The sequence below is a fragment of the Mycobacterium sp. NGS56 genome (assembly GCF_059812425.1).
In genome coordinates this window covers 121,878-135,037 of the sequence record NZ_JCALCQ010000011.1, presented here as the reverse complement: position 1 = coordinate 135,037, position 13,160 = coordinate 121,878, and the positions used below count along the sequence as shown (strand labels likewise).

12 protein-coding genes are annotated in these 13,160 nt (G+C 65.5%); 1 reads left to right on the top strand and 11 read right to left on the bottom strand.

Features of this window, described 5'->3' with window-relative positions; all coding sequences use genetic code 11:
• Positions 1 to 55: 55 nt before the first annotated feature.
• Positions 56 to 1,138 (top strand): phosphodiester glycosidase family protein, encoded by a 1,083-nt coding sequence (locus AC5Y4F_RS21780; RefSeq protein ID WP_499998548.1) that lies wholly within the window; start codon positions 56 to 58, stop codon positions 1,136 to 1,138.
• Here AC5Y4F_RS21780 and AC5Y4F_RS21775 read toward each other — a convergent pair.
• The 11 genes from AC5Y4F_RS21775 to AC5Y4F_RS21725 are packed head-to-tail and all read right to left on the bottom strand — an operon-like array spanning position 1,131 to position 13,155.
• On the bottom strand, positions 1,131 to 1,832 hold the full coding sequence (locus AC5Y4F_RS21775; RefSeq protein WP_067936462.1) for a YoaK family protein: 702 nt from the start codon (positions 1,830 to 1,832) through the stop codon (positions 1,131 to 1,133). The two genes, AC5Y4F_RS21780 and AC5Y4F_RS21775, sit on opposite strands and share 8 nt — an antisense overlap.
• A 37-nt stretch (positions 1,833 to 1,869) precedes the next feature.
• On the bottom strand, positions 1,870 to 2,637 hold the full coding sequence (locus tag AC5Y4F_RS21770; protein ID WP_499998545.1) for a mammalian cell entry protein: 768 nt from the start codon (positions 2,635 to 2,637) through the stop codon (positions 1,870 to 1,872).
• On the bottom strand, positions 2,604 to 3,164 hold the full coding sequence (locus tag AC5Y4F_RS21765) for an Rv1363c family protein (RefSeq protein WP_499998543.1): 561 nt from the start codon (positions 3,162 to 3,164) through the stop codon (positions 2,604 to 2,606). The genes AC5Y4F_RS21770 and AC5Y4F_RS21765 overlap by 34 nt, the downstream gene beginning before the upstream one ends.
• Positions 3,161 to 4,135, bottom strand: a complete 975-nt coding sequence (locus AC5Y4F_RS21760; RefSeq protein WP_499998541.1) for an RDD family protein — start codon at positions 4,133 to 4,135, stop codon at positions 3,161 to 3,163. The genes AC5Y4F_RS21765 and AC5Y4F_RS21760 overlap by 4 nt, the downstream gene beginning before the upstream one ends.
• Positions 4,132 to 4,881 carry an Rv1363c family protein gene (locus AC5Y4F_RS21755; protein WP_067936450.1) on the bottom strand — a complete coding sequence of 250 codons (750 nt, stop codon included), beginning with the start codon at positions 4,879 to 4,881 and terminating at the stop codon, positions 4,132 to 4,134. The genes AC5Y4F_RS21760 and AC5Y4F_RS21755 overlap by 4 nt, the downstream gene beginning before the upstream one ends.
• On the bottom strand, positions 4,851 to 6,401 hold the full coding sequence (locus AC5Y4F_RS21750) for a virulence factor Mce family protein (RefSeq protein WP_067936447.1): 1,551 nt from the start codon (positions 6,399 to 6,401) through the stop codon (positions 4,851 to 4,853). Before AC5Y4F_RS21750 ends, AC5Y4F_RS21755 begins: the two co-directional genes overlap by 31 nt.
• Positions 6,395 to 7,558 (bottom strand): virulence factor Mce family protein, encoded by a 1,164-nt coding sequence (locus AC5Y4F_RS21745; protein WP_499998538.1) that lies wholly within the window; start codon positions 7,556 to 7,558, stop codon positions 6,395 to 6,397. Before AC5Y4F_RS21745 ends, AC5Y4F_RS21750 begins: the two co-directional genes overlap by 7 nt.
• A 50-nt stretch (positions 7,559 to 7,608) precedes the next feature.
• Positions 7,609 to 9,225 carry a virulence factor Mce family protein gene (locus AC5Y4F_RS21740; RefSeq protein WP_067936441.1) on the bottom strand — a complete coding sequence of 539 codons (1,617 nt, stop codon included), beginning with the start codon at positions 9,223 to 9,225 and terminating at the stop codon, positions 7,609 to 7,611.
• Positions 9,222 to 10,814, bottom strand: a complete 1,593-nt coding sequence (locus AC5Y4F_RS21735; RefSeq protein WP_499998533.1) for a virulence factor Mce family protein — start codon at positions 10,812 to 10,814, stop codon at positions 9,222 to 9,224. The genes AC5Y4F_RS21740 and AC5Y4F_RS21735 overlap by 4 nt, the downstream gene beginning before the upstream one ends.
• Positions 10,811 to 11,851 carry a virulence factor Mce family protein gene (locus AC5Y4F_RS21730; protein ID WP_499998531.1) on the bottom strand — a complete coding sequence of 347 codons (1,041 nt, stop codon included), beginning with the start codon at positions 11,849 to 11,851 and terminating at the stop codon, positions 10,811 to 10,813. The genes AC5Y4F_RS21735 and AC5Y4F_RS21730 overlap by 4 nt, the downstream gene beginning before the upstream one ends.
• On the bottom strand, positions 11,848 to 13,155 hold the full coding sequence (locus tag AC5Y4F_RS21725) for an MCE family protein (protein WP_067932804.1): 1,308 nt from the start codon (positions 13,153 to 13,155) through the stop codon (positions 11,848 to 11,850). Before AC5Y4F_RS21725 ends, AC5Y4F_RS21730 begins: the two co-directional genes overlap by 4 nt.
• Positions 13,156 to 13,160: the final 5 nt, after the last annotated feature.

Here is a 13,160-nt window from a genome sequence, read left to right as displayed (position 1 = left end):
CTATTGAGGCTGATGATGATTCAGTTGTGTTCGGTTCCGGGCGGAAAGGGCTATCGTGCTGACCCGACGCGCCAGCTTCCGCCGGCTCGCGGCGTGCTGCGCCGCCGTCATCGCGTGCTTCGCGGTGGCGATCACGTCGGGCCAGCCCCTAGCCCGCGCCGCCGACGGCCGCGACCTGCTGGCCAGCGCAATCGGCAGCACCCGTGGTTCCTATCTCGTGTACAACTTCGGCCCCGGCCATCCCGCGCCGATGCTCAACGCCGGCGGCAGCTGGTACGAGATGAACAACGGCGGCCACCTGATGATCATCAAGAACGCGGCGGGACGCCTGTCGCCGCACCTGCTGGTCGACACCCACCGGGGTGATCAGGCCCGGTGCGAGAACAACCCCGGGGCTCGCACCGCCGAGGGTCTTTGGCAGGCCTCGGAGTTGTACGCACCGCTGCAGGCTTGGCAGCGGATGGGTCAGCCGACCATCGCGATCAACGCCAACTTCTTCGACGTTCGCGGGCAGAAAGGCGGATCGTGGCGCCAGACCGGCTGCAGTTCGCCGCTGGGCGCCTTCGTCGACAACACCCAGGGCCAGGGTCGGGCCAATCAGGCTGTCACCGGTACCGTCGCCTATCCCGGCAAGCAGGGCCTGTCCGGAGGCGGCGAAAGCTGGAGCGCGCTGTCGACCATGATCCTGCCGTCCGGTGGCGCGCCATATGTGTTGTGGCCCAAGACGAAGAGCGACTATGACGCCGCCACTCCGGTGGTCGCGGACCTGCTCAACAAGAACGAGAGATTCGTCGCGGTCTCGGGCATCGGTCTGTTGGCGCCCGGCAACACCGGACAACTGCACGACGGGGGGCCGAGCGCGGCCCGAACGGCGATCGCTTACGCCAGGCAAAAGGACGAGATGTACATCTTCGAGGGCGGCAACTACACCCCCGACAACATGCAGGACCTGTTCCGCGGGCTAGGAAGCGATAACGCCGTGCTCCTTGACGGGGGCGGCTCGTCGGCGTTCGTGCTGCGCCGCGACACCGGGGGCATGTGGGCCGGCGCGGGATCACCGCGCGGATCGTGCGACACCCGGCAGGTACTCTGCGATTCACACGAGCGGGCGCTGCCCAGCTGGCTGGCGTTCAACTAGTAACGGCTGCCGTGCTTTTCGTCGCCGCCGGACCGAACCGGAAGATCAGCAGGCTCGTTGCTATCACCGTCGCGGCGACCACGAACACCGGGGCGATCACATATCTCGACATCGTCGCACCGAAGAAGGCACCGGTGCACATGGTGGCGACCACGCCGATGCGCAGCCGGTGGCGTTCGCCGGTGCCACCCGCCAGGCGACTGTCCAGTCCGAGGCTGACGATCGTCGACGTCAGCACGGTGGTGGACAGTTCCTGAATACCGAATTGGCGCGCACTCGAGTGTTGTAAGCCGAAGGTGATCGCGAGAACGCCGATCATGAGCAGCTTGGAATTCCCTTGGTAACGCAGCACTCCCGCGCCAGCCAGGATCGCCAGTGCCAAGAGCAGGATGATCTCGGTCGCCAGTACCGTGGTGATCCACGTTCGCGTGCGCGTGCCGAAATGACGTGTCAGTCGGCCGCTGATCACCGTCGTGCAGATGAACGTCGGCAGTGCCACCACGACGGCGGTCAGGTCGATGGTGGTGCTCGGAGCCAGCCAGAACCCGAGGAAGATCACGTTGCCGGTCATGTTCGCAACGAACACGTGGCCGAGCGCCAGGATACTGATCGAGTCGGCCAACCCGGTGGCGAAGGTCAACAACAGCAACGCTGCTACGGTCCATCGTTCGGATATCGGTGACGTGACAGCCATGCGCTGCAGTATATTTCGGCACCGACAACAGCCGGAGCTAAACCTTCGGCGTTAGATCCAATGACGTGATCGTTGTCATCCTGGTCACCAGCCAACGGCTGTCGGAGCGCTTCAAGAACAACCGGTAGGACAGGTACTTCAGCGACGGGACGTTTTTGGTCAGCGGGCTGGTGGAGGTCGTGTTGGTATAGACGATGACCGAAGCGTTGCGGTCGTCGAGCGTTTCGACCGCCGCACCGGTCACGTCGGTGTGGTTGGTGATCTTGGCCTGCTTGTTGGGGGCCACGATCGCGTCGACGAATTTGCGGTACTGCGCCTCGAAATCGCCGCTGAGGTAACGAGACGCGCGGTCGGCGAGCGTGTCCATGTTCTCCGGCGTGTACGTCCACAGCGTGGTGATCGCGTTGGCAGCGGTGCGCGCGACGTTCAGTTTCGTTGCGACGACGGCTCGGTCGGCCAGGTACGGCTGCATCATTGCGCCGGCGAACGCAGCGGATCCGACGAACAGCAGGGCCGCGACCGTCGCGACAATGGCCCAGGCCTTACCGGTCCGGAGCTTTTTCCCCGCGCTGCCGGCCTGCGCCGTGTCGGTGGCCTGCTCCGCGTCATCATCGGCCTGTTCCGCATCGTCGCCGGTGGCCGTTGCTTCGTCGCCGTCCATATCTTTGGATTCCGTTGTTGCGTCGGCTCTTTCGTCGCTTGGCTCTGAGCCGTCGCCCTCTGAGGTCCCAGTCGCCTCGTCCTCGGCTGCGACTGTGTTGTCCTCGGCGGTCACATCACCTGCTGCAGGCTGCTGATCTTCCACTGGTTCCCTTCCTGCGTCGCGGTTGCCGCCCAGCGATTGGCGTTCTGCAATACCTGTTTTTCATCCGGCGACTTGGTGGTGATCGCCGTGGCCACCATGACATTGACGCTGCCGTCGTCGTTCCATCGCTCCAAACCGGCGTCCAGGACGGTACCGGTGGCCGGTTCGGCCCGGGCTACCTGCAGGAGGATTTCGTTGGCGTTCTTCTGGTACTGCTTGGCGAAGTCGCCGGTCGCCTGCGCCAAGATCCGGTTCACGTAATCGTTGGCGTGAAACGGATCGATGGAGGTGAACTGCGTCATGAAGCCGGTCACGTAGTTCAGTGCCTCGCGGTCCTTGGACGCGGTGCGCGTCCGGGATGCGTGCGAGGCGAGCATCAGCGCGCAGGCGGTGATCGCCGCCACCATCAGGACCGCGGCGACGGTGCTGGCCAAGGGCACCAGCCATGGTCGCGGCGGCTCGCCCTCGATCGGGCGGGCGATGAGCAGTGGCCGCTCGGCGGGCGTGAACCTGCGGCGCGGGCTCATTTGCCGCTCCCGGGTTGTTTCGGCTTGGTCAGCACGTTGAGATCGTCGACGCGCCATGTGTTTCCGCTGATTTTGGCGAAGCTCACCCGCACGGTGGCGCTGATGTAGCGCTGCTCGGGCCCGGTGCCGCGCCGGCCTTGCATGAACAGCAGCATCGTCGCCCGATCCGCGCTTGCCGATTCGATCGAGCTGTTGGTGACCCAGTACTCGTTGATGACGGGCTTCCCCTTTTGCACCAAGTCCTGCTGAGCCGCCAGCTGGGGCCGATATTTGTCGGTTGCCAGCGATAGCGCCCGCGTGAAGTCCTCATGCAGCGACTTGGGGTCGTAGGTCAGCATCTGGGACACCATCTTGGGCCCCTGCGTCACGATCTGGGCGCGGGTCTGATCGGCCGCCCGGTCCGCGGAGAACACCACGAAAAAGCTCACGGCGGCCCCGGCCAGGCAGAGCACCACCGCGCCGGACACGGTGAGTGCGCACCAGCGCCGGATGTGGGGAGGCTGCGTCGTGTCCGGGTGGAGCCGGCGCACCTCGGTGCGCGCCAACATGTCGGCGAAAGTTCGGCGGCGTGAATCCCACAGGGGCCAAAGCCATCCCACGATCGACGCGACATCGAGCAGGTGGGCGACGTCCCGAAGCAGTAGCGTCCACGGCCCCGGAGCGGTGCCGGTGCGTCGGGTCACCGCGATACCCACCAGCGCGCGGCCCAGGCTCCAGCCGGTGATCGCCGGCAACAAGAGCCGGTTGACCAGAACCAGGAGGGTCACTATGCCCAGGACGGAGATGTCCAGCCACCACCACACACCGCCCGCCGGCACGGTGAACGACACCAATGCCAGGGTCGTCACCACCGCGATGCCGGGCAGCACGTCGACGGCGAATGCGCTGACGCGAGAATGCCAAGGCGCCAAGGTTTCCCGCGTTGACTCCTGGATTGCCGAGGGCGCAGTCTGCTCGACCACCACCGTCACTTCGTCACCTGGTCGAGCTTGGAGATCTTGTACTGTCCCTCGGCGAAGGCCATTTTCACGCGCAACCGGTAGCCGGTCTCGCTCTGGTTCTGATCGCTGGCCACCTTGACCCGCAGCGCGACAAGGACGTCGATCGAACCGTCGGGGTTGTTGCGTTCGACAGCCGCCCGCACATCCGACACCTGAACGTGGATATTCGCGGCCTGGTACGCCTGCACGAGCATGCTGGTGTACAGCAATGCCTGCGAGCGGAAGGCGTCCGTGCCGCAGTCGATGATCTTCTGCTCGCTCGCGGTCATCGCGTTGGTGTCCGGCGCCTGAGTCGCCGACACGCATTCCACCGCGGCCTTCAGCGCCGCGTCGTCATTGCGGACGGTGCGTTGCGTCTGATGGTGGTAGTGCAACGCAAGGTAGCCGCCCGCCCCGACGCCGCCGGCGCACAGCACCAACACCGCGGCGATGGCGGCCAGCCACCCACGGCCCACCCGCGACGGACGGCGCGGTGCGGCCACGGCCGGCTCCCCGGATCCCGCATCATCCGCTGCGGTGCCGTCGGACGCCGACCGGTCGGCGTCGACGCCGGCATCACCGTCGGTAGATTCCACAGGATCCCCGGAGGCCTCCTGCGGATCGGTTTGACCGGGTCCGGTCTCGGGTGCCGTCGAAGCCTCGTCCTTGTCCTGCGTGGTCAACGAATCGTCCGTGTCGATGGGGTTCAGCCGGCTGGTGCCAGCATCTCCTTCCATCCATCGTCTCCTGTTCTGGTCGAGTTCTCGACGGAGTATTTCACTCCGTCTGGCCCTACCAGTTCACCGCTTTGGGGACTGTAGATCGCCGAGGGAGGCCCGCTGGGTTTATAGACACACGGGTTGGGCTGCTGGCCATTGCACTGCACGGTACCCGACCCCGGTCGGGACAACGGATCGCTGGTGGGCGGGGGTGTGCCGGTGACGCGGTCCGAGGGCGCCGGGTTCAGCCCGTTATTCACCGACGGCGCGGGGATCACCATGCCCGGCCGGACCGATTGATCACAGCGCGCGGCGGGCGCGGGGCACGTCAAGATCTGGTTGGGGTCGCCATACCACGGGTTGGTACCGGCGGGCACATACGGCTTGGGGTCGCGGCATTCGCGCGGAGTCGCGGCCCGTTTGCCCGGAATGTCCGTACAGGGGATGTTGCGCGACCCGCGCACGCTGTTGGCCGGGGTCTCCATCGGGATCTTGCAGTACGTTCCCGTGGGCAGCGGCTGGATGCTGGTATCGGCCGGGGACCGCCACTCCGAGGCCGGGATGAAGCCGGTCAGGCAGGGCGGCGGCTGGTTGATCGACAGCGCCAGGTCGAGCGCGGCCATGTTGGGGAACGGCGCTGCCACCGTCTGGGCGATCGATGCGCCCTGCGGGAGGAACACCAGCACCTGCTCGACGCCGGTGTGGTAGCGCTTGAGCAGTTCGATCACGACCTCGAGGTTGGCCAGCGTCTGCGGCAGCGAATCCCGCACGTCGTTGAAGACCGAGTTGACCTGGTCGGCGGTCGGCGCCGCCTGGCGCAGCAGACTCTTCAGGTGTTGATCTTCCTGCGCGGATTGGGCCCCCAGCCTGTTCAAGTTGCGTGCCCAGCGCTCGATGGCATCACCCGATTTGACCTGGCTGTCCAGCACGGGTCCGGAGTTCTGGATGATGTCGTTGACGTCGGTCATCTGGTTTTTGAAATCGCCGACGATCGCCTGGGTGGCGTCGACCAACCGCTGCAGGTTGGGGCCCAACCCGCCGACGGATTGCGCTGTCTCGTCGAGCAGCTGACTGATCTTCTCCTTGGGCAGCACCGCCAGCCCGCGGTTCGCCGTATCCAGGGCCGGCCCGATCTCCGCGGGCACGGTGCCCTTCGTGATGGTCTGGCCCTCCGCCAGGTACTTGCCGGTGTTCCCCGACGAGGTCAGGTCCAGATACTGCTCACCGACGGCCGAGACGGAGTGCACGTTGGCCGTCGCATCGATCGGGATCTTGTAGTGACTGTCGATGCTCATCGTCGCCAGGGCGCCACGCTCGGTCGGCTCGACGTCGGTGACCTTGCCGATGGTGATGCCGCGATAGGTGACATTGGCCGTGGGATACAGCCCGCCCGATGCGGGCAGGTCGGCCTTCAGCGTGTAGCGGCCGATGCCGGCCAGGCTCGGGAGCTGCAAATAGTAGATCCCGAGCACGAGCAGCGAGATGACGGTCAGGATCCCGAAGGCGATCAGCTGGCGTCGGATGAAGGGTGTCAGCAATTCCTGTCCCCCCTTTCCACCAGCGGTCCACCGGGCGCGTCATTCGGGTTCGGCGTGTAGCGCACGTCGGGGATCATCGTCTCCGGATCGCGTCCGAACGACTGCTCGAGCGCCCGCAGGGCACCCGACAATCCGGTTCCGGTGAGGAATGCGTTGTCCACAGCGCTATATGTCAGGTCGAGCGTCAGCGAGATGTTGATGTAGTCGCCGCGGAAGATCTTCGGGACCGTGTCGATGTCGAACGGCTGGGTGAGTATCAACTTCAGCGCCCCGATCAGGTACGGCGAGGCCCGCCCGAGCTCCTTCAGCGGACACTGCAGCGCCTGCAAGTCGGTGTGCAGCGGCCCTCGCGTCTCCGACAGGTACTGGTCTGCGGCCTGGCTGAGCCGTCCCACCGAATCGACGGCGTTGATCAGCAGGTTCTTGGTGTCGGCGAAATGCTTGATCAGCGGCGGGACATCGGTGAGCACCCGATCCAGCACGTCGGCCCGGCCACCCACATAGGTCAGCAGTCGGTTGGTCGAGTCGATCGCGTGCGTGATGTCATCGCGCTGCTGGTTGAGCTGGTTGGTGAAGGTGTCCAGCTTGCCGAGCAGGGCCCGGATCTGATCGCCACGCCCGTTGAAGATGTTGTAGATCTCGTTTTGCAGCACCTCCAGGTTGGGGATGCCGCCACCACGCAGGATGAGCGACAGGCTGGCCAGCGTCTGCTCGGTCGTGGGATAGGAGGTCGAGTTCTTCAGCGGAATGGTGTCGCCGTTCTTGAGCAGTTCGGGCGACGGGTTCGGTGGTGCGGCGAGCTCGACGTGCTGCGAACCCAGCAGCGAGGTCTGGCCGATCCTGGCGGTGGCGTTCTTGGGCAACTTGACCTTTTTGTCCAGGCCCAGCGTCAGGGTGGCGATCCAGTTCTTGAGCTTGATGGCCTTGATCGAGCCGACGAACACGTCGGCGACCATCACCTTGCTGTTGCCGTTGATCGCGAGTGTGTCGGGCACCTGCACGTAGACGGTCATGGCGCCCGACCCGCTGCCAGGCCCGCCCGGGATCGCGACCTGCGAAATGCCTTTCCAGCCACATGAACTCAGCACCATCGCGGCGATCAGCAGGATCAGACCTTGCCAGCTCCGATGGCGGATCACGCGAAGCGCGCGCCGCACGGGCCGACGGTTCGGCTTGCTCCTCGCGCGTGACGCGCTCGTCGCGCGGCTCACTGGCCACCTCCAAAGTCAGCGGGTGACGCGGGCCCGCCCGCGTTCGGTGCGGGCGCGGACACCGGCGCCGGTGTCGGGGCGACGGGGCCCGGGATCACGCCCGGCCCCGGCGGTGGCGGCGGAATGGGAACTTGCGGCGGAATCTGGCCGATGACGGGCGCTATCGGGTTCTCGTCGTAGGCGTTCGGCGGACCCGGCGGGGTCTGCAGGGTCGACTGGACCGGCTCGATGTTCGGTCCGCCCATCAGCTCGTTCAGCGACTCCGGGGTCATCAGGCCCGCGGTGATCGGCCCGACCTGCTGGCCCTGCATGCCCGGTGCGACGATCCAGCCCGGCTGGGTGTTGCGGTGTGACGTCGGGGTGTCCGGCACCCAGATGCCCGGGACGGTGGTGTCCTTGTATCCGTTCGGCGGATGCAGCCGATCCTCCGAATAGGCGACTTCCTTGGGCAGGGTCTCGGCCGTGCTGAACAGGTTCAAGCCGAACGGCGGGTAGTTGAACTTGATCGCATCGAGAATCGGCGCGAGGTACTGCGCGCACAGTTCGGCCGACTCTTGATAGCCCAGCCGGCTGCCCGCCTGGATTGCGCTACAGATGAACTGCATCGGGTTCGCGAAGTTGGTGATCGACGGGATGGCTACCACCGAACCGTGCGACGGGTGATAGATCTGGTTGATGTTCGCCGCGGCCGTCGGCAGCACGTGCAGCGCGGTCTCCAGCCCATTCAGCGGATCCGGTTGCAGCAGCGAGTTCGTAACGGTTTCCAAGTTGTTGATGTCTTGGACCAGTACCCCGCGGTTTTGGTCCAGCCAGGGCCGCACGGTGGTGAGCAGGCTGTCGAACTGCTGAATAGCGTTGGCCAGGTCGGTGTCGGAGTGCGCGAGGCGGGTGGTGAAATCGGCCAGGTTCTGGTTGAGCGCGACGAACTGCTGGTCGTCGTTGTGCAGCGCGTTGACGAACAGCGCGAGGCTGCGCACCACCGCGAAGAAGTCGCCGCGACCCTCGTTCAACGCGGTCAGCGCCTGCGACAGGTTGCTCAGCGTGTTGTTGAACTGTTTGCCCTTGCCCGCCAGCCCATTGGCGAACGATTCGATGACCTCACCGAACGGACCCTTCGGCTGCTCGGCCGTCGGGCCCAGCTTGGAGATGATGTTGGTGATGCTGTTGCGCAGCTGATCCCACTCCACCGGCACCTGGGTGCGCTCTTCGGGGATCACCGCGTTGTCGGCCAACACCGGACCGCCCTTGTAGGCGGGCTCCAGCTGGATGGCTCGCGACGCCACCAGGGTCGGGTTCAGAATCACCGCCGAGGCGTTGGCGGGAACCCGGTATTGGTTCTCGTAGTGGAACGTGACCTTCATCTTGTTGCCGACGGGCTCGATCTTGTCGATCGCGCCCACCCGCAGCCCCATGATCTGGACCTTGTCACCCGGGTACAGCGCGTTGGCCGCCGGGAAATAGGCCACCACGGTGTTGGTGGTCACCTTCTGATATAGCCGCCACCCGACGTAGCCGACGACGAGCGCCAAGATCACCACCAGCGATCCGATGATCACGGATGCCCGAGAAAGCTTCGGTAGCCGCAGGTTGCGGACATCAAAGATGGTGCTCAATTCTGGCTACCTCCCCCCGCTGCGCCACTGCCTCCGGCTCCTCCGGGGTTGATGAACGGTGCTGGCAGTTGGTTGCCCGGCCCGGGCGGCGCCGGCGGTCCCGGCGGCAATCCCGGCGCGAACGTCGACGGCGGCGGCGGCGGACCCGCCGGTGCAAGGTTCTCGGTGCGCGCACCCGGGGGCGCCTGCGTCGGCAATGGCACCGGTGTTCCCGGAACGTCGGGTGGCGGATCGCCCGGCCGGCCCGCGATCGGGATGCCCGGCGTCGGCGGCAGACCCGCGGGATTCGGCGGCGACGCCATCACGTCGATGGGAGCCGGGAAGCCCGGCCCGCCGAACGGCCCTGCCGTCGCACCCGCACAAGGCAACGGATTCCACGGTCGCGGCAGACCCTCGTCCCCGACGGTGACATTGCCGCCTGGATTGGCCGGCGTGTACGAGCAGGGCGATCCCGGCGGGACGGCGGGACCCGGGTGGTCGGGCGTGCCCTCTAGCACCGGCGGTGCCGGCGGCGGCGCGCCGTTGGGGAACCGGGTGCCGTTCGGGTCGGGCCACCGGTATTCCGGCAGACCGGCGCTGCGCCAGAAGTTCTCCGGATCGATGCCGCGCTTCTTGAACGCTGCGTCGACCCAGGGCTGCGAAATCTGGTACAGGGCCAGGTTGTGCAGGACCACCTTGAAGAACGGCCCCGACGCGATCGCCTCGTTCAGCGACGGCAGGAACTTGCCGACCTCGGTCAAACCGTTGGCCAGGTCGTCTTTGCGCTGCACCAGGATGTCGCTGACGGTGCGCAGCTGTTCCAGCACATGGTTCAGGTTCGGGTTGTCATTGATCAGGCCCTTGACCTGTTCGGAGAACGCCGCGACGTTGCCGAGCAGGGCGTTGATGGCCTGGCCGCGTTCGTTGAAGGCGACCAGCAGCGTCTTGGTGTTGACCAGCAACCGGTCGATCTGGTCGCTGCGATCACCGAGGATGCTGGCCACCTTGTTGGCCTGGGCGAGCAGGTGCTTGACCTCTTCGTCGCGCTTGCCGATGGTGGCGGAGAACTTCTCCACCCCTTCGAGCGCCGGGCTCAGGTGCGGATAGGTCTGGTCGATGGTCTGCGACAGCACGTGCAGAGACTGCTTGACGGTGTCGATGTCCCAGCCCTGGGCAGCCTTGGTGACGTCGAAGAACGCGTCGTAGATCTGGTAGGGCGTGGTGCTCTGGCCGACCGGCAATGTGCCCCCCGGCCGCAACGCCTGGTTGCCCCGCGGCTCGAGTTCGAGGATCTTCTTTCCGAGGATGGTGTCGGTCTTGACGGCGAGTCGGCTCTCGGTGCCGAAGCGTGCGGTGCCGGCGTTGAATTGGATTGCGATGTGGTCGCCGTCGATCTTGAGGCCCTCCACCTTGCCGACGTCCACGCCGGCGATGCGCACCTTGTCGCCTTTGCTGAGGCCGCCGGTGTCGGTGAACTGCCCGTAGTAGTGCGGCTTGGCCATCAGCATCGGGACACTGGTGAAGCTTTGGCCCACACCGATCACCAGCACCGTCACGACGATGCCCATCAGACCGATCCGGACCCGGTTGGGTGGTTCCAGTGTTCTCATTGCGGCGTGCACCTACCCGTCGGCTGCTGGAACAGCCGGACCGTGCGGACCGGACCGCCGGCCTGCAGACCGTTGATCTTCAGGGTGATGTCGCAGGCGTAGAAGTTCACGAAGTCCCCGTAGGAACCGATGGCACGCCCGATCATGTTCAACGCCGTCGGCACCTTCTTGAGGTAGTCCTGCAATTGGTCCTGCTGATCGATCAGCGGCTGTTGTACCGCATCCAGGTAGTTCAGCGTCTGGTGCAGCAGCCCGCGGTCCTCGGCCAGCAGGTCGGCAACCGTGCCGGCGGCGTTGCTGATGTGTGCGGTCCCGCCGGCCAATTGGTCCCCGTGGTCCTTCAGACCGGTGATCAGCACCTCCAGGTTGTTGATGGTCTGGTCGAACTGCTGCCGGTGCCGAACCGTCGTGTCCAGGACCGTGTTCAGGTTCTTGATGACCTCGCCGATGGCCTGGTCGCGCTCACCGAGCTGGCTGGTCAGCTGGGCGGTCTGGTCGAGGATGTCGTTGATGGTGCCGCCCTGCCCCTGGAAAACGGTGACCAACGCACTCGCGATGGTGTTGACCTTTTGCGGGTCGAGCGCCCGGAACAGCGGCTTGAACCCACCGATCAGGGCATCGAGGTCGAGTGCCGGCTGGGTGCGTGACACCGGAATGAATCCGTTGGGCGGCAGAACCTTGTCGGCCCCTTCGCCTTGACCGCGCTTGAGTTCGAGGTAGCGATTACCGATCAGGTCGAGGTAGCGGATCTGGGCGGTCGTCGACTGGTACAGCGGGATGGAGCGGTCGACGTTGAAGTTCACCTTCGCCCGCTTGCCACCGTCGACCAACTCCACGGTGTCGACCTTTCCAACCTCAACCCCGGAGGCGCGGACGAACTGACCCGCGCGCAGGCCGCTGACGTTGGTGAACTCCGCCGAGTACTTGTTGGTGGTGTCGAAGCGCATCTGGCCGAACACCACGATGATCATCACAGTGAAGACCAGCAGCACCACCGAGAAGATGCCGAGTTTGACGAGGGTTCCGGTGATTTTCATGGGTTGATCGTGTTATCCCCTACCTGACGGCCCCAGACGTACTCGATCGCATACGGCGATCCGGTGTCGAGGTGGTTGTACGGTGCGAGGCTGTTGCCGGTGTCCATCACCAGCTCCGGTGCGGGCCACAGGTCGTGGGTGAGGGGTTGCCAGCACCCTGGCGCGCCGCCTGGGCCGCCGCGCGCGTTCACCCGCGGCAGGTTCTCCGGGTAGACGTAGGGGTTGGGCGCACCGCCGATCAGGCCGGCCGCGCCGCCGAGTCCCATCGTGAGCGCGGCGACGGCTACCAGGGACAGGGGGTTGGCGACCAGTCCCAAACCGGACAGCGCCTCGGTGTGGGCGACCAGCGAGTAGCCGTTGCCGCCCAGGAAGGATGAGGCTTTGGGCTCGATGTCGTGGTAGTTGCGCACCGTGCAGAACAGCTCCGGGCTGTAGGTGTCCAGCAGTTCCGCGGTCGGGACCAGGTCGGCCGCCCCGCGCGCCAGATACGGGCCACCCTTGTTGAACAGATCCGCGCCCGTGTTGCCGAACCCGGCCGCCGACAACAACGCCTGATCCAGATCCTTTTGCTGGGCATTGATCGTGCGCGAGGTGATCACCGCATTGTTCAGGAAATCCAACAGATCCGGCGACGCGTTCGCGTACGTATCACCCAGCGCGGCCAACTGCTGAATGTCCTTGCGCGCCTGTGGCATCTGCGGGTTCACGTCATCGAGCAGCACGTTGGCGTTGGTTATCGACTGGCCGAACTTCTCCCCCAGCCCCGACAGAGACTGCGCGGCGGCACTCAATGTCAGATTCAGCTTGACCGGATCGACCTTCTCCGAAATCGAGGTGATCGTCTGAAACAGGGTGTTGATCTCGGTGGTCACCGAGCGCGCGTCGATCACCGTGCGCGGCGTGATCTTCTGCGGCGACGGGTTGGCCGGGGTAGTCAACGACACATACTTGCCGCCGAACACCGTCGTCGCCTTGATGTCGGCGTTGACGTTCGACGGAATCAGCTTCAAGTACCGGGGATACACCTCGAGGGTGAACTTCGCCGCCGGCTTACCGTCGCGCACCGTCTCCGAGATCGACCCCACCCGCCCGATCTCCACACCGTTGTAAGTCACCTTCGAACCCGGATCCATCACCAACCCGGCCCGCGACGCCAACATCGTCAGCTGCGTCTTAGGGGTGAAGGAACCTCGGAACTGCCCATACACAAGGGCCAGCGCCAGTGCGAAGACGACCAGGAGCGCCACGCCAGCCAGCTTGTACGGCGGGGTCCGCGGTGAATTGATCTGAATCGGTCGGGCCATGGCGG